The 21,864-nt window shown below is 73.1% G+C and carries 19 protein-coding genes; 12 read left to right on the top strand and 7 right to left on the bottom strand.

The features are described 5' to 3' along the window. Nucleotides 1-2 precede the first annotated feature (2 nt). Entirely contained in the window at nt 3-1,235 is a 1,233-nt protein-coding gene (locus K313_RS0114615) for an amidohydrolase (RefSeq protein ID WP_084412878.1), read from the bottom strand. Between the two features lie 13 nt (nt 1,236-1,248). Beyond that, complete coding sequence (locus tag K313_RS0114610; protein ID WP_019287856.1) at nt 1,249-1,860, bottom strand: DUF937 domain-containing protein; 612 nt, start codon at nt 1,858-1,860, stop codon at nt 1,249-1,251. Between the two features lie 120 nt (nt 1,861-1,980). Between K313_RS0114610 and K313_RS0114605 the strand changes: the two genes are divergently transcribed. Genes K313_RS0114605 through K313_RS0114590 form a run of 4 tightly spaced genes read left to right on the top strand, consistent with a single transcriptional unit; the run spans nt 1,981 to nt 4,657 of the window. Then, nucleotides 1,981-3,075 carry a WD40/YVTN/BNR-like repeat-containing protein gene (locus K313_RS0114605; RefSeq protein ID WP_029212229.1) on the top strand — a complete coding sequence of 365 codons (1,095 nt, stop codon included), beginning with the start codon at nt 1,981-1,983 and terminating at the stop codon, nt 3,073-3,075. Nucleotides 3,076-3,078: 3 nt separating this feature from the next. Beyond that, the gene (locus K313_RS0114600) at nt 3,079-3,372 is read left to right on the top strand and encodes a MoaD/ThiS family protein (RefSeq protein WP_029212228.1); all 294 of its coding nucleotides are present in this window, start codon (nt 3,079-3,081) and stop codon (nt 3,370-3,372) included. A gap of 34 nt (nt 3,373-3,406) precedes the next feature. After that, nucleotides 3,407-4,345 (top strand): 2-hydroxyacid dehydrogenase, encoded by a 939-nt coding sequence (locus tag K313_RS0114595; RefSeq protein ID WP_029212227.1) that lies wholly within the window; start codon nt 3,407-3,409, stop codon nt 4,343-4,345. 12 nt (nt 4,346-4,357) lie between these two features. Next, nucleotides 4,358-4,657 (top strand): GNAT family N-acetyltransferase, encoded by a 300-nt coding sequence (locus K313_RS0114590; RefSeq protein WP_029212226.1) that lies wholly within the window; start codon nt 4,358-4,360, stop codon nt 4,655-4,657. Between the two features lie 14 nt (nt 4,658-4,671). On the opposite strand, the gene K313_RS0114585 is transcribed toward K313_RS0114590, so the two are convergent. Then, nucleotides 4,672-5,343 carry a TetR/AcrR family transcriptional regulator gene (locus K313_RS0114585; protein ID WP_029212225.1) on the bottom strand — a complete coding sequence of 224 codons (672 nt, stop codon included), beginning with the start codon at nt 5,341-5,343 and terminating at the stop codon, nt 4,672-4,674. Nucleotides 5,344-5,477: 134 nt separating this feature from the next. Here K313_RS0114585 and K313_RS0114580 point away from each other — a divergent pair, with 134 nt between their 5' ends. The 5 genes from K313_RS0114580 (at nt 5,478) to K313_RS0114560 (ending at nt 12,420) form a co-directional block, all read left to right on the top strand. Then, nucleotides 5,478-6,098: an ATP-binding cassette domain-containing protein gene (locus K313_RS0114580; RefSeq protein WP_029212224.1), complete on the top strand. Its 621-nt coding sequence runs from the start codon at nt 5,478-5,480 to the stop codon at nt 6,096-6,098. Beyond that, nucleotides 6,095-8,536, top strand: coding sequence for a YhgE/Pip domain-containing protein (locus K313_RS0114575; RefSeq protein WP_029212223.1), 2,442 nt, complete (start codon nt 6,095-6,097; stop codon nt 8,534-8,536). The genes K313_RS0114580 and K313_RS0114575 overlap by 4 nt, the downstream gene beginning before the upstream one ends. Nucleotides 8,537-8,688: 152 nt before the next feature. Beyond that, nucleotides 8,689-11,055, top strand: coding sequence for a glycoside hydrolase family 65 protein (locus K313_RS0114570; protein WP_029212222.1), 2,367 nt, complete (start codon nt 8,689-8,691; stop codon nt 11,053-11,055). A 10-nt stretch (nt 11,056-11,065) separates the two neighbouring features. Next, nucleotides 11,066-11,581, top strand: a complete 516-nt coding sequence (locus K313_RS0114565) for a SixA phosphatase family protein (RefSeq protein WP_029212221.1) — start codon at nt 11,066-11,068, stop codon at nt 11,579-11,581. 5 nt (nt 11,582-11,586) lie between these two features. Beyond that, nucleotides 11,587-12,420 carry a sugar nucleotide-binding protein gene (locus K313_RS0114560; protein WP_029212220.1) on the top strand — a complete coding sequence of 278 codons (834 nt, stop codon included), beginning with the start codon at nt 11,587-11,589 and terminating at the stop codon, nt 12,418-12,420. 115 nt (nt 12,421-12,535) lie between these two features. On the opposite strand, the gene K313_RS0114555 is transcribed toward K313_RS0114560, so the two are convergent. Continuing rightward, complete coding sequence (locus K313_RS0114555; protein WP_029212219.1) at nt 12,536-13,744, bottom strand: PQQ-dependent sugar dehydrogenase; 1,209 nt, start codon at nt 13,742-13,744, stop codon at nt 12,536-12,538. A 326-nt stretch (nt 13,745-14,070) separates the two neighbouring features. On the opposite strand from K313_RS0114555, the gene K313_RS0114550 reads away from it, so the two are divergent. The 3 genes from K313_RS0114550 to ilvC are packed head-to-tail and all read left to right on the top strand — an operon-like array spanning nt 14,071 to nt 17,549. Continuing rightward, nucleotides 14,071-15,918, top strand: coding sequence for an acetolactate synthase large subunit (locus K313_RS0114550; protein WP_029212218.1), 1,848 nt, complete (start codon nt 14,071-14,073; stop codon nt 15,916-15,918). Then, entirely contained in the window at nt 15,915-16,424 is a 510-nt protein-coding gene (gene ilvN / locus K313_RS0114545) for an acetolactate synthase small subunit (protein ID WP_019287842.1), read from the top strand. The genes K313_RS0114550 and ilvN overlap by 4 nt, the downstream gene beginning before the upstream one ends. A gap of 15 nt (nt 16,425-16,439) precedes the next feature. Beyond that, nucleotides 16,440-17,549: a ketol-acid reductoisomerase gene (gene ilvC, locus K313_RS0114540; protein WP_084412876.1), complete on the top strand. Its 1,110-nt coding sequence runs from the start codon at nt 16,440-16,442 to the stop codon at nt 17,547-17,549. Nucleotides 17,550-17,972: 423 nt separating this feature from the next. On the opposite strand, the gene K313_RS0114535 is transcribed toward ilvC, so the two are convergent. From K313_RS0114535 to thpR, 3 genes are all read right to left on the bottom strand, one after another. Further along, the gene (locus K313_RS0114535; protein WP_029212216.1) at nt 17,973-18,722 is read right to left on the bottom strand and encodes an aminoglycoside adenylyltransferase domain-containing protein; all 750 of its coding nucleotides are present in this window, start codon (nt 18,720-18,722) and stop codon (nt 17,973-17,975) included. Between the two features lie 83 nt (nt 18,723-18,805). Next, nucleotides 18,806-21,142, bottom strand: coding sequence for a beta-glucosidase family protein (locus K313_RS0114530; protein ID WP_029212215.1), 2,337 nt, complete (start codon nt 21,140-21,142; stop codon nt 18,806-18,808). Between the two features lie 116 nt (nt 21,143-21,258). Further along, nucleotides 21,259-21,828, bottom strand: a complete 570-nt coding sequence (gene thpR / locus K313_RS0114525; protein ID WP_034253398.1) for an RNA 2',3'-cyclic phosphodiesterase — start codon at nt 21,826-21,828, stop codon at nt 21,259-21,261. Nucleotides 21,829-21,864 lie beyond the last annotated feature (36 nt).

Here is a 21,864-nt window from a genome sequence, read left to right as displayed (position 1 = left end):
GCTCAGCAGCCGGTCGAGAGGTGGGCGAGGACCGCCGTGACGGCGGCCTCGGTGCCGGTCTCCAGGGTGGGGTGCAGCACCGGGGCGAACCGGGGGTTGTGGTTGGGGATCGGAGGAGCGTCCGCCGGGAAGCCGCCGATCGTCCAGAAGGTGTAGGGGATCCCGAACGCGTCCGGCACGATGCTGAAGTCCTCGCTGCCGGTCAGCGGGGCGAGCTCGGCGACGCGATCCTGGCCGAAGTGCCCCGCGAAGGCCGCGCTCACCACGTCCGTCACGGCGACGTCGTTGGTCGTGAGCGGGAACTGGTCGTAGTACTTGATGGTCGGGGGGCGGGGGCAGCCGCCCGCGTCGCACTCGCCGCGGACGATCCGCTCCACGGCGGCCAGGATGCGCTCCCGCACCGCCTCGTCGTAGCTGCGGACGTTGAGGAGCAGCACGGCGCGATCGGGGATGACATTGCTCTTGGCGCCGGCCTGGAGCGAACCCACGGTCACCACACCGAAGTCCGCCGGCGCGATCTCCCGCGACACCACCGTCTGCAGGCGCAGGACGATGGCCGCCGCGACGACCACCGGGTCGACCCCGAGGTGCGGCATCGACCCGTGCGACCCCGTGCCGTGGACGGTGACCCGCAGCGAGTCAGCGGCCGACAGCCGCGGACCCGAGGCCGAGCTGACGAGGCCGGCGCGGGCCGGCATGACGTGCTGGCCGAGGGCGACGTCCGGTCGGGGCACGCGGTCCACGAGCCCGGCGTCGACCATGGCTTGGGCTCCCTCGGCGGTCTCCTCCGCCGGCTGGAAGAGCGCCACGTAGGTGCCTGACCAGGCGCCCTGGTGGGTGGCGAGGAGCTGCGCGGCACCGAGCGCCCAGGTGATGTGCAGGTCGTGGCCGCAGGCGTGCATCACGCCGTCGACGGTGGAGGAGTAGGGGAGCCCCGTGTCCTCCTGGACGGGCAGGGCGTCCGTGTCGGCGCGGAACAGCACGCACGGACCGTCACCGTTGCGCAGCACCCCCACGACGCCGCCCCCGACCTCGAGGACGTCGTAGCCCCAGTGGGCCAGCCGGTCGGCGATGATCCGGTTGGTGCGGGTCTCCTTCAGGGACAGCTCGGGGTGGCGGTGCAGGTCCTGGTAGAGGTCCTCCTGCCACCGCATGGTGCGGGGGAGGTCGGACAGGACCTCACGGGCTGCTGCCGTGGCCGGAGCGATGGCCCCGGTGGTGTCGTCGTCCGTCATGGTGCCCGCCTCCTCAGCGACGTCCGCCGCCGAGCAGGCCACCCAGCACGTCGCGGATGATCGTGCCCGTGTCGAAGCCCTGCGCCTCGCGGCGGTCGACGTCGTCGCGGGGGCTGGTCCCGGTCTGGCCCGCCGCGGAACCCAGCACCGACCCGAGGATGTCGTCGAGGACGGTGCCGCCCACGGGGCCGCCCTGCGCCTGGCCGAGGCTGCCGCCCGCCCCCGCCTGGCCGAGGACCTGCTTGGCGAGCCAGGACATGACGATCGGGGCGAGGATCGGGATGAGCCGCTGGACGAGCGGCCCGCCGACGCCCTGCAGGCCCCCGAGCTGCTGGGCGACCCGCTCCTGGTTGCCGCCGAAGATGTGGGCGGCGATCGCCTCGCCGTCGCGGGTGTCGACGGCGCCGAGGTCGACGCGGCCGTCGACGAGCTGGGGGTCGTGCTGGCCGAGGGCCTCGGAGATGGACCGGGCGCCGGCGGGGTCGGTCGCGTTGGCCTGCAGGCCGCCGAGCAGGGCGGGCAGTACCGCCGCCGCGGCGTGCTGCACCTCCTCGGGCCGGGCGTCGAGCTGACGGGCGAGGTCGGCCACGGGCAGGGTGCGCAGGATCTCGTCGACGGCGGGCATGGGGACTCCTCGAGGTTGGGGTTCGATCGGTTCACCGCCAACCTACGACAGGCACGGTCTGCGCGCGGGGCGGGCCGGCTGCCTCTTGCGCATCGATGTGAACGGTGTGAACATGGCGTCATGACACGAACCGTCGTCGCCATCGGCACCCGCAAGGGCCTCTTCGTCGCCACCAGCGCGGGGGGCGACGACCGACGCACCTGGGACGTCCAGGGCCCCCTCCTGCCGATGCAGGAGGTCCCGTCCGTCGCCTTCGACCAGCGGGCGGGCCGGACCACCCTGCTGGTCGGCAGCCACTCCTGGCACTGGGGGCCGTATGTCGGGGTCTCCCACGACCTCGGCCGGACCTTCGAGCCGGAGTCGCCGGACGCCATCCGGTTCCCCGAGGACACGGGCGTCGCGCTCAAGCGGGTGTGGCAGCTCGTGGCCGACCCCCTCGACGAGGACGTCGTGTGGGCGGGCACCGAGCCGCAGGCGCTGTGGCGCAGCAGCGACGCGGGCCGCACCTTCGAGCTCGTCCGTGGCCTGTGGGAGCACCCGCACCGGCCGCACTGGGGCGAGGGCTTCGGCGGCGGCGCGATCCACACCGTCCTGCCGCACCCCACCGACGCGGACCGCATGGTCGTCGCGATGAGCACGGGCGGCGTCTATCGCACCGAGGACGGCGGCGACACCTGGTCGGCCGCCAACGTCGGCATCAAGGACTCCTACGGCCCCGATCCCTACCCGGAGTTCAACCAGTGCGTCCACAAGGTCGCCCGCGACGGGGCCGACCCCGAGGTCCTCTACGCCCAGAACCACCTGGGCGTCTACCGCTCCAACGACGACGGTCGCTCCTGGACCTCGATCGAGGAGGGCCTGCCCACCAACTTCGGCTTCGCCGTCCTGACCCAGCCGGGGCACGCGGGGCGGGCGTGGCTCGTCCCCGTCGAGTCCGACGGGGTGCGCTTCCCGCCCGAGCGACGCCTCCAGCTGCAGCGCACCGACGACGGCGGCCGCACCTGGCGCGAGCAGAGCGCGGGCCTGCCCGACCCGACCTTCACCTGCGTCCTGCGGGACGCGGCCGGCACCGACAAGGGCTCGCCGATGGGCCTGTATGTCGGGACGCGCAACGGCGACGTCTACGGATCCGCCGACGAGGGTGAGGGATTCGCGCTGGTGGCGACCCAGCTGCCGGACGTGCTCTGCGTGCGTGCGGCCACCGTGGAGGACTGAGCCGTGCGCGTCCTGATCCGCCTCCCGGCACCGCTGCAGGCCATGGTGGGCGCCCCGCCCGAGGTGGCGCTCGAGCTCACCGACGGGGCCGACCTCGCCGCCGCCCTCGACGCGCTGCGTTCCTCACCCGCGCCACTTCCCCTGGTGGAGAGCAAGATCCGCGACGAGACGGGTGAGCTGCGCCAGCACGTCAACGCCTTCGTCGACGGCCACGACGTCAAGCGCGACGCGGGCACGCGCACCACGCTGCGTGACGGGGCCACCGTCATCGTCCTGTCCGCCGTCTCGGGCGGGTGAGCGAGCCTGGGGCGGCACGACATACGGTGAGGGCATGACCCTCGTGACCCTTGCCGACCAGGACTGGATCGACCGCGTGGGCCCCGTGCCCGGCATCGAGATGATCCCGTGGGACCTCACGGGTCCTTGCCCGCGGGCCGACGAGGTGGAGCTCGTCGTCGCGCCCTACACCCTGTCCGCCGACGGCTTCGAGCGTCTCGCCGAGCTGCCGCGGCTGCGCGCCTTCCAGCTGCTGTCGGCGGGCTACGAGCACGCCATCCCCTTCGTCCCCGACGGGGCGACGCTGCTCAACGCCCGCGGCGTCCACGCTGCCGGCACCTCCGAGCTGGCCCTGACGCTCACGCTCGCCGCGCAGCGCGGCGTCCCCTGGATGCTCGAGGGACATCGCGAGCAGCACTGGCAGGACAAGCACTTCGAGCCCGGGCTGGCCGACCAGCGCGTCCTCGTGGTCGGCTACGGCGACATCGGGCAGGCCATCGTGCGCCGGCTGCAGCCGTTCGAGCCCGTGATCACCGTGGTCGCGAGCCGGGCCCGCGAGGGCGACGACCTGGTCGAGCAGGTCCACGGGATCGACGAGCTCCCCGACCTCGTGCCGGAGCAGGACGTGATCATCCTCATCGTCCCGCACACGGACCGCACCGACCGGCTGGTCGACGCCGACTTCCTCGCCTCGATGAGGGAGGGCGCGCTCCTCGTCAACGTCGCGCGCGGTCGGATCGTCGACACGGACGCCCTCGTCGAGGCGACGCGGACCGGGCACGTGCGCGCCGCCCTGGACGTGGTCGACCCCGAGCCGTTGCCCGACGGGCACCCCCTGTGGTCCACCCCGGGCGTCCTGATCGCGCCGCACGTCGGCGGGTTGGCGCACGGGTTCTGGCGCCGCGCGAGCGATCTCGTCCGTCGCCAGCTCGAGCACATCGCGTCGGACGAGCCGCTCGACAACGTCGTGGAGGTCGCGGCGACCGAGCGGTGAGAGGATCGGACCATGGCTGAGCAGATCTCGGTGACCCGCAACGACAGCCTGCACCGCTACGAGGTGCGGGTCGACGGCGAGCTGGCGGGCTTCGCCGACGCCCACCTCGAGGGTGACGGCGCCGGCGGTGGCGTGGTCGTCGTGCCGCACACGGAGGTGGACCCCGCCTTCGGCGGGAGAGGACTGGGCTCGGCGCTGGTCAGGGGGCTGCTCGAGGACGTGCGCGAGCGCGGCCTGCGGGTGCGGCCGCTGTGCTCGTTCGTGGCGGCCTATCTCGACAAGCACCCGGAGCACGCCGACCTGCGGGTCTGACGACTCAGACAGGGTCAGACGGGCCGGTCGGTCTCGTTCTCGGTCTCGGTCTCGGTCTCGGAACCTGTCTCCGTCAGCGCGCCCTCCAGCACCGCCAGCAGGTGGTTCTCGAGGTCGTCCGCTCCGACCTGCGTCGGGTCCAGCAGGTGCTGCAAGGCCCCGCCCTGGAAGGTCGCGAAGAGCAGGCGCGCCAGCTCGAGGCTGCTGATCGGCAGGCGTATGCCGTGCCGGCGCAGGTAGACCTCCAGCGTGGCCGCCGTCTCCTCGTGGCCCCGCGCCACGACCTCGCGCCAGGCCGCCCCCGCCTCGGGGTCCCGGATCGCGTGCAGCATGAACTCGGTCTGCAGCAGCAGCCACTGCTGGCGCTCGCCGGGCTGGTCGGACCACAGGGTCAGCACCCCGTGCAGCAGCTCTCGCGGGGACAGGTCGTCCTGCTCGGACAGCTCGCGGACGCGGTCGCGCAGACGCGCGGTCCGCTGGGCGACGAGCTCGACGACCAGCTCGTCGCGCGAGGCGAAGTTGGAGTAGAACGCTCCGCGCGTGAATCCCGCGCGCTCGCAGACGTCCTCGACGCTCGTGCCGTGGAACCCACGCTCGGCGAAGGCCTGCGACGCCGCGGCGAGGATCCGCTGGCGCGTGGCCTCGCGACGGGCGGATCGCGGTGCGGTGTCACTCCGAGTGGTCATGGCATCACGATACACCCATGAATTGAATACGGGAATGAATCAGGATACGATCCTGTATTAGAAGATGTACCGACAGTCCTCCCAGGAGGATCACCCGAGCCCGGTCGATCCCGGGCACCAAGGAGCAACGCGTCATGGCGCTCATCGCCCGCGCAGCAGCCGTCGACGGGCCCCACGGCCCGCTGCTCCTGCCCACCTCGCTGGCCGCCCGCAAGGGAGAGGTGACGCTCGTCGCCGGTGACCCGGGGCCGGCCGCCACCACCCTCGCCCTGGCCCTCGGAGGCCGCGTCCGTCTCGACGACGGGAGCATCACGTGCAACGGCGACCCGGAGCCGCACGTCCGGCGCCGCCGAGTCGCCCTCGTCGACGTCCCCGGCGTGACCGAGCCCGAGCCCGGCCTGCCCGTCGAGGTCGTCGTGGGGGAGGAGCTGGCCCTCGCCGGCCTCCCCTCCCGGCGCGCCGACATCCGCGCCTTCCTGCGCGAGCGTGGCGCCGAGGAGCGCTCCTCGCAGCGGTGGGAGTCCCTCGAGCCCGCCGAGCACGTCCGCTGGCTGGCCGAGATCTCCGCGCAGCGCGAGGACGTCACCGCCGTCGTGCTGACCGGCCCGGACCGGTGGGGCGGGTCTCCGCACGCGTGGCACGGCACCGCCCAGGTCCTCGCCGACCAGGGCCTGGTCGTCGTGGTGCTGGCGACGCACTCGAGCGTCCGTCTCCTCGGCCTCGAGACCACCTACGAGCTGGGAGTGTCCGCATGAGAGTCCATCGCCTGGCCATGGCCGAGCTGCGACGCCTGACCAGCGGGCCGCTGCTGCGCCTCGCGCTCGCCGCCATGCTCGTCATACCGACCCTGTATGCCGGTCTGTACCTCTATGCCAACCGGGACCCCTATGCCAACCTGCGCGACATCCCCGCCGCCGTCGTGGTGGAGGACGCCGGGACCACGCTGGCCTCGGGCGAGCGCATGGCGGTGGGCGACCAGGTCGCCAAGACCCTCGTCGACGGCAAGACCTTCGACTGGCACCGCGTCTCCCGGGCCGACGCCGTCAAGGGCGTCGACGAGGAGCACTACGACTTCGCGCTGATCATCCCGGCGGGGTTCTCGGCCGACCTGGCGTCGGCGGGCTCCACCTCGCCGCGGCAGGCCCACCTGGAGCAGTACACCAACGACACCAACGGTTACCTGGCCCGCACGATCTCCAACAACGTGGTCGCCGAGGTCACGAAGTCGGTCGCCTCTCAGGTCAGCTCCACGGCGGCGGCACAGCTGCTGGACGGGTTCGGCACGATCCACGGCAAGATGCAGCAGGCCGTCGACGGGGCCGGACAGCTCGCCACCGGGGCGGGGCAGCTGGGTGACGGCGCAGGACGGTTGTCCACCGGTGCCGGCTCGCTGCGTGACGGCGCCGTCCAGCTCCGCGACGGCGCGAACCGCCTGGCCACCGGGGCGGACTCGGCCCGGTCCGGGGCGGCCACGCTCGCCGACGGGGCCGGGCGGCTGGACGACGGGCTGGCGACGCTGGACAGCAAGACCGCTGACCTGCCCGGCCAGACCGCCCAGCTGGCGTCCGGCGCTCGTCAGGTCGCCGACGGCAACGCCGCGCTGGCCAAGGGTGCGAGCCAGCTCGCGTCCGGCGCCACCGCTGCCTCCACGGGAGCGGGGCAGCTCAAGGCCGGCGCGGACACTCTGCACACCGGTGCGGCCAAGGTCGCGGCCGGCGCCCACCAGGTCGCCGACGGCAACGCCAAGGTCGCCGAGGCGGGCAGGCTCGCCAAGGACGGGGCCGCGCAGATCGACCGCGCCCGCAAGGAGCACCAGGGCGAGGTCCAGCAGCAGGTCGACGGACTGACCCAGCAGGTGCAGGACCTCGGCTCCGCGATCGACGCTCTCCCTCAGGACGATCCGGCCCGGGCGCGCCTGCAGCGCATCCACGACGCCCTGCAGACCCGCCTCACGACCGCTGACCGCGACCTGGCGGCCCTCGACTCGGCTCTCGACGAAGCCTCGGCCACCGTGACCAGCGCGTCCGGCAAGCTCACGACCCTCGCCGAGGGGTCCCAGCAGGTCGCGGCCGGTGCCGACCAGCTCACGTCGGGCAGCGCCACCCTCGCCGCCAAGCTGGGCGAGCTGCAGGCCGGGACGGGCAGGCTCGCCACGGGTGCCACCACCCTGTCGGCCGGAGCCACCAAGGCGGCCACCGGCGCCGGCCGGGTCGCCGACGGTGCCGACACGCTCGCCGCCGGCTCCGCCCAGCTGCACGACGGGATCGCCGCGGCCCATGCGGGCAGCACCAAGCTGGACGACGGCGCCACGCGCCTGAGCTCCGGCCTCGGCACCCTCGCCACCGGCGCCCACACCCTGGCCACGGGCGAGACCAAGGCCGTCGAGGGGGCTCAGCAGCTGGCCACCGGCGCCGGGCAGCTCCGCGACGGCGCGACCAAGGCCCAGCAGGGCGCCCAGACGCTGCACGACCAGCTGGCCGCGGGCGTCAAGCAGGTGCCCGCCTACACCCAGCAGCAGCGCGAGGCCGCCGCGCAGACGGTCGGCAACCCGCTCGCCGTCCAGGCGAGCAACCCCGCCGAGGCCGCGAACTATGGCGCCGGGCTCGCCCCGTTCTTCGTGAGCCTCGCCCTCTGGATCGGCGCCTACGTCCTGTTCCTGCTGGTCAAGGCCCTGTCCAACCGCGCTCTCGCCGCGCAGCAGCCGGCCTGGCGGGTCGCGGTGAGCGGCTGGATGACGCCGGCGCTGCTCGCCGCGGGCCAGTCCTTCCTGCTCTTCTGGCTGGTCCTCGAGGGGCTGGGCTTCCACGTCGAGCACCCCGTGTGGGCCATCGGGTTCATGGCCTTCGTCTCCATCACGTATGCCGCGATCCTGCACGCGCTCACCGCCCGGTTCGGCGCGGTCGGCAAGTTCGTCGGGCTCGTGCTCCTGGTCGTGCAGCTCGTCTCGGCGGGCGGGACCTTCCCCTGGCAGACCCTGCCCGGGCCCCTGCAGGCGCTGCACCACGTCCTGCCCATGACCTACGCCATCGACGGGCTGCGCCACCTGATGTATGGCGGCCGCATGGCCTTCGTCGCCCTCGACGTCGCCGTGCTGGCGGCATACCTCGGGGTCGCCCTGGTGGCCGCGGGCTGGGCGGCGCACCGGGCCCGCATCTGGACCCCGGCCAGGATCAAGCCGGACCTGGTGCTCTGACCCGGTCGGGTGCGAGACGGGGGCAAGCCCCCGGAACTCCGGGTGGGTCCGGCACGCTGTAGCCAGGACCGGACCCACCCACCTCCGGTCGACCCGCACCCCACTGCTCGCCCCCTCAGCCCACGCCCCTCAGCCCCCAGCAGGAGCCCCCCATGCCGGCCAGCCCGTTCGCCATCGATCCGTGGTGCCTCGTCGAGGAGGACGTCGACCCGCAGCGCCTGGGGCTGACCGAGGCGCTGCTGACCGTCTCCAACGGCGTCATCGGCCTGCGCGGTGCGCTGGAGGAGGGCGACCCGGCGTTCGAGACCGGGGTCTTCGTCAGCGGCGTCCACGAGACCTTCCCCCTGTCCTACCCCGAGAAGGGGTACGGCGACCCCGACCAGGGCCAGGCCCTGATCAACGTCCCCGACGGCATGCGGGTCCGGCTGCTCGTCGGCGACGCACCCCTGGACATCACGGCCGGCACGGTCCACGAGCACCGCCGGGTGCTGGACATGCGCAGCGGCACCCTCGTGCGCGAGCTGGACTGGAGCGCACCCGAGGGCGAGCGCGTCCGGGTCACGACAGGGCGGCTGACGTCGCTGGTGGAGCGCTCGCTGGCGGCCGTGCGCTACGAGGTCGAGGCGGTCGAGGGGCCGGTGCGCCTGGTCGTGCAGTCCGACCTCGCCGCCAACGACACCGAGCCGATCATCGACAACGACGACCCGCAGGTCGCCGCGGCGCTGCGCAAGCCCTATCGCGGCCTGCGCCGCACCGAGTGCGGGGACGGTGGTGTCCTCGTCCACGAGACCATCCGCAGCGGAGTGCAGGTCGGGTCCGGCTGCGACCACGTGGTGACGGTCACGCGCGCGGACGGCCGGGTCGAGCGGGTGCACCCGCGGGTCGTCGTCGACGAGGACCACGTCCGCACCACCACGGTCGTCGAGCTCGAGGCGGGGGAGCGCCTGACGATGCTCAAGCTGCTGGCCTACGTGCGCGACGGGGACCGCCCCGACGGCGTGCTCGGTGACCACGTCCGCGCCCACCTGGCGGTCGGGCACGACCTCGGGTGGGAGCAGCTGGTCGCGGGCAACCGGGAGCACCTCGACGCGTTCTGGGACGACGTGCACCTGGAGATCGACGGTGACGACGAGCTGCAGCAGGCCCTGCGCTACGCCCTCTTCCAGGTCTACCAGTCCAGCGCGCTGATCGAGGACGCCCCGATCGGCGCCAAGGGGCTGACCGGTGGCGGCTACAGCGGCCACACGTTCTGGGACATCGAGGGATTCGTCGTGCCGACGCTGACGATGATCGCCCCGCGCGCGGCCCACAACCTCCTCCGCTGGCGGTCCTCGACGATCGGCGCCGCCCGCGAGCGCGCGGAGCAGCTCGGGCTGCGGGGCGCGTCCTTCCCGTGGCGCACGATCGACGGGCACGAGGCCTCGGGCTACTGGCCGGCCGGGACCGCGGCGATGCACGTCAACGCCGACATCGCCCGCGCCTTCGACCTCTACCGCCACGTCTGGGGCGAGCTGCAGTTCGAGCGGGCCCACGGCGTCGAGGTGCTGGTCGAGACGGCCCGGCTCTGGATCTCGTTGGGGCACACCGACCGTCAGGGGCACTGGCACCTCTACGGGCTCACCGGCCCGGACGAGTACACCGCTGCCGTCGACGACAACGTCTTCACCAACCTCATGGCGGCTCGCAACCTGCGGGCTGCGGTCGCCTCGTGCGGACGTCATCCCGACCGGGCGCGCGAGCTGGGCGTCAGCAGCGACGAGCTCGCGGACTGGTCCCGGGCGGCCGAGGCCGTCCACGTCCTCTACGACGAGCACCTCGGGGTCCACCCGCAGTGCGAGAGCTTCACGGAGTACGACGAGTGGGACTTCGAGTCCTGGGGCGACCGCTATCCCGTGCAGGAGCACGCGCCCTACGTCCAGATCTATCGCCACCAGGTGGTCAAGCAGGCCGACCTCGTCCACGCCCTGTGGTGGTGCGGGGACGACTTCACCGACGAGCAGATCGCCCGCGACCTCGACTACTACGAGGCCCGCACGGTCCGCGACTCCTCCCTCTCGGCGGGGATCCAGTCGGTGGTGTGCATCCAGGCGGGCCACCTCGGGCTGGGTCTGGACTACCTGCGCGAGGCCGCCCAGGTGGACCTGCACGACCTGCAGGGCAACACCGAGCAGGGCCTGCACCTGGCCTCCCTGGCCGGGGCCTGGCTGGCGCTCACCGCGGGTCTCGGCGGCCTGCGCGAGGACGGCCCGCTCGTCCAGCTGTCCCCGCGGCTGCCCGACGGGCTGCGTGGCTATCGCTTCAGGTTCCTGTGGCGCGACGCCCGCATCGAGGTGCACGCGGGCGACGAGGTCACGGTCAGCGTGGCGGGCGTCGACTCCCTCGACGTCGTCCTCTACGGCGAGGAGGTCACGATCACGCCCGAGGAGCCGGCCGTCGTGCCCCGGCGCTCGGTCGAGCCGCTGCTGTCCGCGCCGCGCCAGCCGGTCGGCCGGTCGCCCCGCGACGTCGCCGATGCGTGATCATGGCCGTATGACGGACACCTCCCGCACCCTGCTGCTGATGCGTCACTCCGAGGCCACCCACGGCGGGGGCTCCGACCACGCCCGCACCCTCACGAGCCGGGGTCGCGACGACTCGAGCGCAGCGGGACGCTGGCTCGCCGAGCACGTCGGTGCGCTGGACCTCGCGGTCGTCTCGAGCGCGACGCGCACGCGCCAGACCTGGGAGGCGGCGACCGAGGGAGGCGCGCAGGCGGCGTCGGTGGACCTGTCGGACGAGGTCTACGACGCCGGCCTCGACGAGCTGCTCGCCCTGTTGACGCACCTGCCCGACGAGGCCCGAACCGTGCTCGTGCTCGGGCACGCCCCGGGCATCCCCGCCCTCGCCAACACCATCGCCTCCGAGGACGGCCCGCGGGACATGGCCGAGGCCCTCGACCGCGGGTTCCCGACCACCACGCTGTGCCGCTTCGAGGTCGAGGGGGACTGGCTCGGCGTGGGGGCGGCCACCGCCGACCTCGTCGACGTGGTCGTCCGCCAGGACTGATCGACGTGCGGCTGCTCGTGACCGGCGGCACGGGGTGGGTCGGCCGCCACGTCGTGCGGGTGGCGCGGGCCGCAGGCCACGACGTGGTCGCCGCCTCCCGCAACCCGGGCGGCGACGGTCCGGGCGGCGACGGCCCCGGCGGCGTCCGGCTCGACGTGAGGGACGGCGCCGAGGTCCGCCGCTGCCTCGAGACCGTCCGCCCCGACGCGGTCGTGCACACGGCATACGACCAGCAGGACTGGGCCACGACGACCCTCGGCACGGTCCACGTCGTCCGCGCCTGCAGCCGGGTCGGGGCGCGCCTGGTCGCCCTGTCCAGCGACCTCGTCCTGCCGAGCCGCGAGGCCTGGTCGGACGAGACCGTCCCGCCCGCCCCCACCACGCCGTATGCCGCGGCGAAGGCCGCCTGCGAGGCCGCCGTGGCCGCCGCGCTCGACGACGCGGTGGTCGTCCGCACCTCTCTGGTCGTCGGCGCCGGCAGCAAGCACCACGCCCTGGTGCACGCCGTCGCGGCGGGGCAGGGGGCGCTCCGGGAGGACGAGATCCGTTGTCCCGTCCACGTCCTCGACCTGTCCGCCGCCCTGGTGGAGCTGGCTGTCAGGACCGACGCGGCGCCGGGCCTGCTGCACGTCGCCGGGCCGCAGGCGCTGAGCCGCCACGAGCTCGGTCTCGTGGTCGCGCGCCACGAGGGGCTGGACCCGGCGTCGCTGCCGGCGCAGCCCCGCGGCGACGCGCCCGGACCGGCCTGCGTGCGTCTGGACTCGACCCTGGCGACATCCCTGCTGCGCACCAGGATCCGTCCGGTCGACGAGGCGCTCGCCGCGGAGGGATCCGGCTGACAGGCCCCGTCGCGGTGGGCTCCGGCTGACGGGCCCCGTCGCGGAGGGATCCGGCTGACGGGGCCGTCGTGGCTCGCGTCGCGCGCAGGTGGTCAGCGCCCCGTGGAGGAGGGGGTCAGCGCCCCGTCGACGCGGGGAGGATCACGATGCGGTCGTCGCCGTCCCGCTCGTCCCCGCGGAAGGTGTTGCTGGTGATGATCCACAGCCGCCCGTCGGGGCCACGCTCGACCGTCCGCAGCCGGCCGTAGGTCCCCTGCAGGAGCGCCTGAGGCTCACCGGTCGTGCTGCCCTGCAAGGGGACTCGCCACAGCCGCTCGCCCCGGAGAGCGGCGACGTAGGCCGCGCCGTCGGCGCCGATGGCGAGCCCGCTGGGGGAGGCCTGGTCGGTGCTCCAGACCACCAGCGGGTCGGTGTACCGCGCGTCGCCGCCCCCCGCGGTGTCTTGTCGACGGCCCTCCACCGTCGGCCAGCCGTAGTCCCGCCCCTTCTCGATCAGGTTGAGCTCGTCCCAGGTGTTCTGCCCGAACTCCGTGGCCCACAGCCGCTGCTCACCGTCCCAGGCCAGTCCCTGCACGTTGCGGTGTCCGCGTGACCACACCGGGGACGAGGGGTCCGGGTTGCCGGGAGCGGGGGCGCCATCAGCGGTGACCCGCAGGATCTTGCCCCCGAGCGAGGACGGGTCCGGAGCCTGGTCACGCTCGGAGGCGTCCCCGGTCGGCACCCACAGCATCCCGTCCGGGCCGACCTTGATCCGGCCGCCGTTGTGGATCCCGCCCGAGGGGATGCCCGACAGGATGACGCGTTCCGGCACCAGACGGTCGCCCTCCAGCCGGAGCCTGGCCACCCGGTTGTCCTCGCCGGTGGTGTGATAGACGAAGACCCGCCGGTCCGTGGCGAACTCGCGCGAGACGGCGATCCCGAGCAGGCCGCCCTCGCCGTTGGCCTCGACCCCGTCGATGCGGCCCACCTCGACCGGCTGGGCGCCCTCGCGGACCCGCAGCACCCGCCCCTCGTCCCGGAGCGTGACCAGCGCGGAGCCGTCGGGCAGGAAGGCCAGCCCCCACGGCACGTCGAGCCCGGTCGCCACCTCGACGGGGCTGGTGGCGGTGGGCGTGGTGGCGCCCGACGTCGCCGAGCCTGGCGTCGCCGGCGAGGCTGGGGCCGTCGACGTGCTGGAGGTCGCTGGCGACGACGGTGCCGGGGAGGACGCTGACGAGGGCGTCGACGACGGTGACGGCGGCGAGCCGGTGCACGCCGTGACGGCGAGCAGGCCGGCGGTCAGCCCGGAGAGCAGCGGCAGGGCGAGGCGGCGGGGCTTCGGCATACGACCAGTCTGCGGGGGCGCCCCTGACCAGGCCACCCCGCCAACGTCCGTGACGTGGGACATGCTGCCCACATCGCGAGATTGGCGCGTGCCCCCTTTGACGCGGGGCCTCCGCTGGGGGACTGTTGACCCGTGGCCCGAATCCTCGTACTTCCCTAGCGCGCCGTCGATCTCCTGACAGCGCGCCACCCCTGCGTCCCGGCTCCCCGGGTCAGGGGTTTTTTCATGAGCACGTCCGACCGGCACGCACGATCGCCGGACCGGGCCCGCACAGGGTCGGCACCCGCCGACCCGACGACGATGTCATCCGAAAGTGGTGAGACACAGTGACCGACACCACGTCGACCGCTGCCACGCCCGCCCGGCCGGGCTCGCCCGCCCCCAACCCCTCCAGCGTCGCCGCCAGCGTGCGGCACCGGACGCCGGTCCAGGTCACGGGCGCGCAGAGCCTCGTCCTCGCCCTGGAGGCGCTCGAGGTAGACACCGTCTTCGGCATTCCCGGCGGAGCGATCCTCCCGGCCTACGACCCGCTCATGGACTCGAGCTCGGTGCGCCACGTCCTGGTGCGCCACGAGCAGGGCGCGGGGCACGCGGCCCAGGGCTACGCCTCCGCCACCGGCAAGGTCGGCGTGTGCATGGCCACCAGCGGTCCGGGTGCCACCAACCTCGTGACGCCGCTGCTGGACGCCCACATGGACTCCGTCCCGATGGTCGCGATCACGGGCCAGGTCGGCAGCGCCTCGATCGGCACCGACGCCTTCCAGGAGGCCGACATCCGCGGCATCTCGATGCCGATCACCAAGCACAACTACCTCGTGACCGACCCGGCCAAGATCCCGCAGGCGCTGGCCGAGGCGTTCCACATCGCCAGCACCGGCCGCCCCGGTCCGGTCCTCGTCGACATCACCAAGGACGCGCTCCAGGCGAGCACCACGTTCTCCTGGCCGCCGACCTTCGAGCTGCCGGGCTACCACCCGGTGACCCGGCCGCACCACAAGCAGATCCGCGAGGCCGCGCGCCTCATGCGCACCTCGCGCCGGCCGATCTTCTACGTCGGGGGCGGCGTGATCCGCGCCGAGGCGCACGAGGACCTGCGCCGCCTGGTGGAGCTCACCGGCATCCCCGTCGTCACGACGCTGATGGCCCGCGGCGCCTTCCCCGACTCGCACCCCCTGCACCTGGGCATGCCCGGCATGCACGGCTCGGTGGCCGCGGTCACCGGCCTGCAGAAGGCCGACCTGCTGATCACCCTCGGCGCGCGCTTCGACGACCGGGTTACCGGCCAGCTGTCGACCTTCGCGCCGGGCGCGGCGGTCATCCACGCCGACATCGACCCCGCCGAGATCGGCAAGAACCGCGTCGCCGACGTGCCGATCGTGGGCGACGCCAAGGAGGTCATCCGCGATCTCATCGACACCATCAAGGCCGACCAGGCCGCGGGCGACGTCGCCGACTACGCCGAGTGGGTGGCCACCGCCACGGGCTGGAAGGCGACCTACCCCGTCGGCTACGTCCACGACGACGAGACGACGATCGCCCCGCAGGCCGTCATCGAGCGGCTCGGCGAGCTCGTCGGGCCCGACGCGATCTACTGCGCCGGCGTCGGCCAGCACCAGATGTGGAGCTCGCAGTTCATCCGCTACGAGCGGCCGCGGCAGTGGCTCAACTCCGGTGGTGCCGGGACGATGGGCTACTCCGTGCCTGCGGCCATGGGCGCCAAGGCCGGCGACCCGGACCGCGTCGTGTGGGCGATCGACGGCGACGGGTGCTTCCAGATGACCAACCAGGAGCTGGCCACCTGCGTCGTCAACGACATCCCGATCAAGGTTGCCATCATCAACAACTCGAGCCTCGGCATGGTGCGCCAGTGGCAGACGCTCTTCTACAACGAGCGCTACTCCAACACCGACCTGCACACCTCTCACGACCAGATCCGGATCCCGGACTTCGTCAAGCTCGCCGAGGCCTACGGCTGCGTCGGGCTGCGGTGCGACGACCCCGCCAAGATCGACGAGACGATCCAGGCCGCGATGGAGATCAACGACCGGCCCGTCGTGGTCGACTTCGTGGTGAGCCGCGACGCGATGGTGTGGCCCATGGTCCCCGCCGGCGTGAGCAACGACGAGATCCAGATCGCCAAGGGCATGGCCCCGAATTGGAGTGATGACGAGTGAGCAAGCACACCCTGTCCGTGCTCGTGGAGAACAAGCCCGGCGTCCTCACCCGCATCGCCGCGCTGTTCTCGCGCCGCGGCTACAACATCGAGGCGCTCGCCGTCGGCGAGACCGAGCACCCCGAGATCTCGCGCATGACGATCCGCGTCGACGTCGACGTGCTCCCGCTCGAGCAGGTGACCAAGCAGCTCAACAAGCTCGTCGAGGTGCTCAAGGTCGTCGAGCTCCAGGCCGACCAGTCGGTCCAGCGGCACATCATCCTGGTCAAGGTCCGGGCCGACGCGGCCCACCGCGGCCAGGTGATGGAGGTCGTCGAGATGTTCCGCGCCAAGGTCGTCGACGTCGGGCCCGACACGATCGTCGTCGAGGCCACCGGCAACGTCCTCAAGCTCGAGGCGCTGCTGCGCACGCTGGAGCCCTTCGGCGTCAAGGAGCTGGTGCAGTCCGGCCTCGTCGCCATCGGCCGCGGCTCCCGCTCCATCACCGACCGCAGCAACCGCGGCTGACCGTCCATCGGCCGTATGCCGAGACGCCCGGTCTCGGCATACGGCCCATCCCCGTTAGATAGACGCACGACCACCCACGAAGGAGACCAGCCCATGGCTGCTGAGATGTTCTACGACGACGACGCCGACCTGTCCCTGATCCAGGGGCGCAAGGTCGCCGTCATCGGCTACGGCTCGCAGGGTCACGCCCACGCGCTCAACCTGCGCGACTCGGGCGTCGACGTGCGCGTCGGCCTGGCCGAGGGCTCCAAGAGCCGCGCCAAGGCCGAGGCCGAGGGCCTGCGCGTCCTCACCGTCGCCGAGGCCGTCAAGGAGGCCGACGTCGTCGTCATCCTCACGCCCGACCAGGTGCAGCGCACCGTCTACGCCGAGGAGATCCAGCCCAACCTCAACGAGGGCACGGCGCTGGTCTTCGGCCACGGCTTCAACATCCGCTTCGACTACATCGTGCCCGAGGCTGGCTCCGACGTGCTCATGGTCGCCCCCAAGGGCCCCGGCCACCTCGTGCGCCGCGAGTACACCGACGGCCGCGGCGTCCCCGTGATCGTCGCCGTCGAGCAGGACCCCTCCGGCCAGGCCTGGGAGCTCGCGAAGTCCTACGCCAAGGCGATCGGCGGTCTGCGGGCCGGCGGCATCAAGACGACCTTCACCGAGGAGACCGAGACCGACCTGTTCGGCGAGCAGGCCGTGCTCTGCGGCGGCGCCTCGCAGCTGGTCATGTACGGCTTCGAGACGCTCACCGAGGCGGGCTACCAGCCCGAGGTCGCGTACTTCGAGTGCCTGCACGAGCTCAAGCTCATCGTCGACCTGATGATCGAGGGCGGCATCGCCAAGCAGCGCTGGTCCATCTCGGACACGGCGGAGTTCGGCGACTACGTCTCGGGGCCGCGCGTCATCTCCCCGGAGGTCAAGGACAACATGAAGGCCGTCCTCGCGGACATCCAGGACGGCACCTTCGCCAAGCGCTTCATCGACGACCAGGACGCCGGCGCACCGGAGTTCAAGCGCCTCCGCGAGCAGGGCGCCCAGCACCCGATCGAGGCCACCGGGCGCAAGCTCCGCGGTCTGATGAGCTGGGTCAAGGACACCGACTCGGACTACGTCGAGGGCTCCGCCGCCCGCTGACCTACCTCAGGTAGTCACATCCGCCCGCCTTCGCACGCCAGGCGGATGTGTCGAACCTAGGCGGATCTGCGGATCTGCGGGATCCGGAGCCGCTCATTTCCGCTCCGCCTGTTCTCCGCCTTGCCGAGGGCGCTTCACCCATCGCGGGTGGGGCGCCCTCGGTCGTATGCCGAACCGCCCGGCGTCACTCGCGGGTGGCGTGCTGCGGCGTCGGATCCCTGCTGCAGGCGACCACGTGCGCCACGACGTCATACGGCCTCTGCAAGGAGCCACCGACGCCTCCCGGGCCTGCGACGCCAGATCCGCCCGGCTTGGTCACATCAGCCCGGCTTGGTCACATCAGCCCGGGTCGGTCACATCAACCCGGGTCGATCACATCGACCTGGCGTGCGAAGGCGGGCGGATGTGACTACCTGAGGTAGGTCAGGCCCAGAGGAGGTCGTCGAGGACGTCCTGCACGAGGGCGCGACCGGCCATGGTCGTGCCCTCGAGCCGGGTGCCGGCCCGCTGCGCGTCGAGCGCCCGCCGCACGACGACCTCGTGCTCGGGGCGCCGCTCCAGCAGCCACTCGCCGCCGGCGAGCTTGCTGACCAGCTCGCCGGTCTCGGCGAACCTCAGCGCCCGGCAGGCGTTGAGGACGGCGTAGGCCTCGTCGGCGTTCTCGACGCCCCAGGTCAGCTCGTCGACGAGCTGGGCCAGCACCTCGTCCGGGTCGACCTCGCCGAGCAGCTCGGCGGGGGCCGGGCCGTGCAGGACGATGCCGACGGCACGCACCACGGCGAGGTGGAGGAGCAGGTCGGGGTCGCCGTCGCCCCGGTCGAGCACGACCCGCGAGTCGCGGTGCGCCCCACCGGAGACCGTCACGTGCAGCGCGAACTCCCACGGGTCGTGCGGCGACTCGGCCAGGGAGCGGCGGATGACGCTGAGCTCCAACGGCGTCCGCTCGTCACCGACGGCCGAGACGGCGGCCCCGACGGCCGTCCAGTCGCGCCCGTCGGTCGCGCCGCCCTCGACGTCGCTCACGACCGCGAGCACGTCCAGGTCGCTGTGTCCCGGGACGAACCCGCCGAGCGCCGCGGAGCCGTGGACGTAGGCGCCGACCAGGTCGTCGCCGAGCTGCTCGCGCAGCGCCGACAGGATGCGGTCGGCCAGGGGCTGCCAGGGGATCGTCATACGGCCCACTCCATCACAGGGGACCACCGAACGGGCTGCGAGGCCCACGGCCGCCCTGGTGGACCTGGCGCGTGCGACGGTGCTCAGGGCACCTGCGTGCCCGTCGCAGTGGTGGACGTGGTGTCGGTCGGGGCGACCACCGCCTGCTGCTGGGCGGGAAGCCCGAAGTACGACGCCAGGCCGACCCCGCCCGCCATGAATCCGCCTGCGCCGCAGACGAAGGCGTCCTTGACGGACTCGCCCGCCGTCTCGTTGCCGGCGGTCGATCCGGCCGGTGCCGGGGGAGTGGCCGCACTGGTCGCGGTCGTCGCCGCCACGTGTGCGGTGCCCCGGAGAGGCAGGTCGCGCGAGCTGTCCCCGACCCACAGCGCGTGGTCCCCGGCGGCCCGGACCCACCGGTCCTGCGACGTGTCCCAGTGGGACAGGTCGCGGGCCGTCACCGTGAGCGTCACGCGCCGCGACCCGCCGGGCGCCAGCTCGATCTTGGCGAAGTCCTTCAGCGCGCGGGGTGTGGCGGCCACGCCCGCGGGCTGGTCGGCATACAGCTGTGGCACGGTCGAGCCGGCCCTCGACCCGGTGTTGCGCACCGTCAGCGAGACGGGGAAGGAGCCGTCCGCCTGCTCGGCCCCGACGACGAGGTCGCTGTAGGAGAAGGTCGTGTAGGACAGGCCCGAGCCGAAGGCGAAGGCCGGGGTGAGGCCCTGCTGGGCGTACCAGCGGTAGCCGACGGCGAGACCCTCGGCGTGGTCGCCCCCCGGGAACCGGTCGCGGGCGGCCGCGGGGAGCTGCGCCTGCGAGGCGGGGAAGGTGACGGGCAGCCGCCCGGAGGGGTTGCGCCGGCCGTAGAGGAGGTCGGCCAGCACCGTGCCGTAGTCCTGGCCGGGGTACCACGCGGAGAGCAGGGCCTTGGCGCCGCGGGCGGGCGAGACGTCCACGGGGGCGCCGGTGTCGAGGACGACCACGGTGTTGGGATTGGCCCGGGTGACGGCCTCCAGCACGAGCCGGTCGGTCAGCGACAGCTGCAGGTCCCACTCGTCCTTGGACTCCGTCATCAGCTTGCTGACGACGACCACGGCCACGTCGGCGCCACGGGCCTTGTCCGCCGCGACGCTCGGCAAGGCTCCGGTGTATGACGTGAACGACGCACCCGTGCGCGCCGCCTCGGCCGAGAGCGCCTGCAGGGGCGTCGTGATCCGGTCGGCGATCACGTGCGCGCTGCCGCCGCCGGATCCCAGGGCGTTGCGGCCGGCGGCCGAGCCGATCACCGCGATGCTCCGGGTGGTGGCGGGGTCGAGGGGGAGCAGGCCGTCGTTCTTGAGCAGGACCGTGCCGGCGGCCGCCACGTCCCGGCCCACCTGGGCGTTGGCGGTGGTGGTGACCCGAGCCCCGGGCGTCCCGGTGGCCGGTCGGTCGAACACGCCGCGCTCGAACATCGGCGTGACGATCCGGGTGACCATGCCGTCGAGGCGCTGCGGGGCCACCCGCTTCTCGGCGAGCGCGGTGCGCAGCCGCGTGTCGTAGTAGCACGCGTCGGGCATCTGCAGGTCGAGCCCGGCGTTGGCGGAGGCGACCGACGCGTGCATCCCGAACCAGTCGCTGACCGTGAAGCCGCGGAAGCCCATCTGCCCCTTGAGGACCTGGGTCATCGTGTAGGTGTCGTTGCAGGCGTGCACCCCGTTGACCTTGTTGTAGCTGCACATCACCGAGTCCACGCCGGCCGCCACGAGCTTCTCGTAGGGCGCGAGGTACAGCTCCTGCAGGGTGCGCTCGTCGACCCGGGCGTCCCCGGCATCGGTGTTGCGGGAGGTCTCCTGGGTGTAGGCCGCCAGGTGCTTGGCGGTCGCGAGCACGCCCTGGGACTGGATGCCGTGGGTCTCGGCGACGGCCAGCTCGGAGACCAGCTCCGGGTCCTCGCCGAGGTCCTCGAAGTGCCGGCCGGCGCGCGGGTCGCGGGCGATGTCGATGCCCGGGCCGAGGGCCAGGTTGGCGCCCTTGCCGCGAGCCTCCTCGCCGATCACCGCTCCGTAGCGCCGGGCCAGGTCCCGGTCCCACGTCGCCCAGAGCGCGATCGGCGCCGGCAGCTGGGTCACGCCGGTCGCGGCGTTGCCGATCCCCGCCGGACCGTCCGTCGCGGTCAGGGCGGGGATGCACAGGCGGCCGTTGGCCGCGACCTGACCGGCCTGGACGGGTCCGTATGGCGCCAGCGGGGCCGCCGTGCCGTGCACCATCTGGATCTTGTCGTCGAGGGTCATCGCGGCGAGGAGCTTCGCGGCCCGCTCCGCGGAGGGGGCGGTGGAGCCGACCCAGGGGCAGGGGCTCTCGGCCGCGACGGCCGCGGGGACGGCGACGCCCGGTCCCACCGACAGGGCGGTGAGGGCGAGCGGGGCGAGGGCCAGGGCCAGGGCTGGACGGACGCGCATGCGGGACTCCTTCGTCGACGGTTGCTGCGCGCAGCGTACTCACGAGTAACCCCGGGCGAAACCCCCGGCTCGTGACCTGGATGGACGAGCGGCCCCCGCGGAACCGGAGCCGTGCATCAGGCGAAGGGAAAGGTCCCGTGCTCGACGTAGCGGGGGCGTCCGCCGGGACCCTGCCCGAGGTGCGACTCGACCAGCGAGACGGTGTCCACGGTCCACGTCGGCCCGGCATACGTGTCGAGGACCTGCAGCCACCGGCGGACATCCCTTGGCTGACCGAGCCGGGCGAGCGTGAGGTGGGCGCGGAAGGGTCCGCCCTCGACCTGTGTCCCCGCGGCGTTGGCGGCCGAGCGGCAGCGGCGGGCCAGGGGGTCCAGGCCGTCGAGCGGGTCGTCGACACCCAGCCACAGGACCCGCGCGTCGGCCGTGCCGGGGAAGGCCCCGCCGCCGGTCAGCCGCAGGTCGAACGACTCGGTCTGCAGGCTCAGCTCGTCCAGCCGCTCCTCGAGCCGCTCGAGCGACAGGGGGGACACGGTCGGCAGGAAGGCCAGCGTCAGGTGCCACTGCTCGGGCCGCGCCCACCGCAGGTCGGGGTCGGCGTCCAGGCGGGGCTCGAGGAAGGTCTCGAGGTCGGCGAGCACCTCCTCGGGCGGGGTCACGGCGAGGAACATTCGGCGTCCACGGGGCATCGCCCCAGCATGCCAGCGACCCCTCCCCAAGGCACC

It is taken from the genome of Arsenicicoccus bolidensis DSM 15745, from assembly GCF_000426385.1.
GTDB lineage: Bacteria > Actinomycetota > Actinomycetes > Actinomycetales > Dermatophilaceae > Arsenicicoccus > Arsenicicoccus bolidensis.
This window is presented reverse-complemented; position numbering and strand designations above follow the sequence as displayed.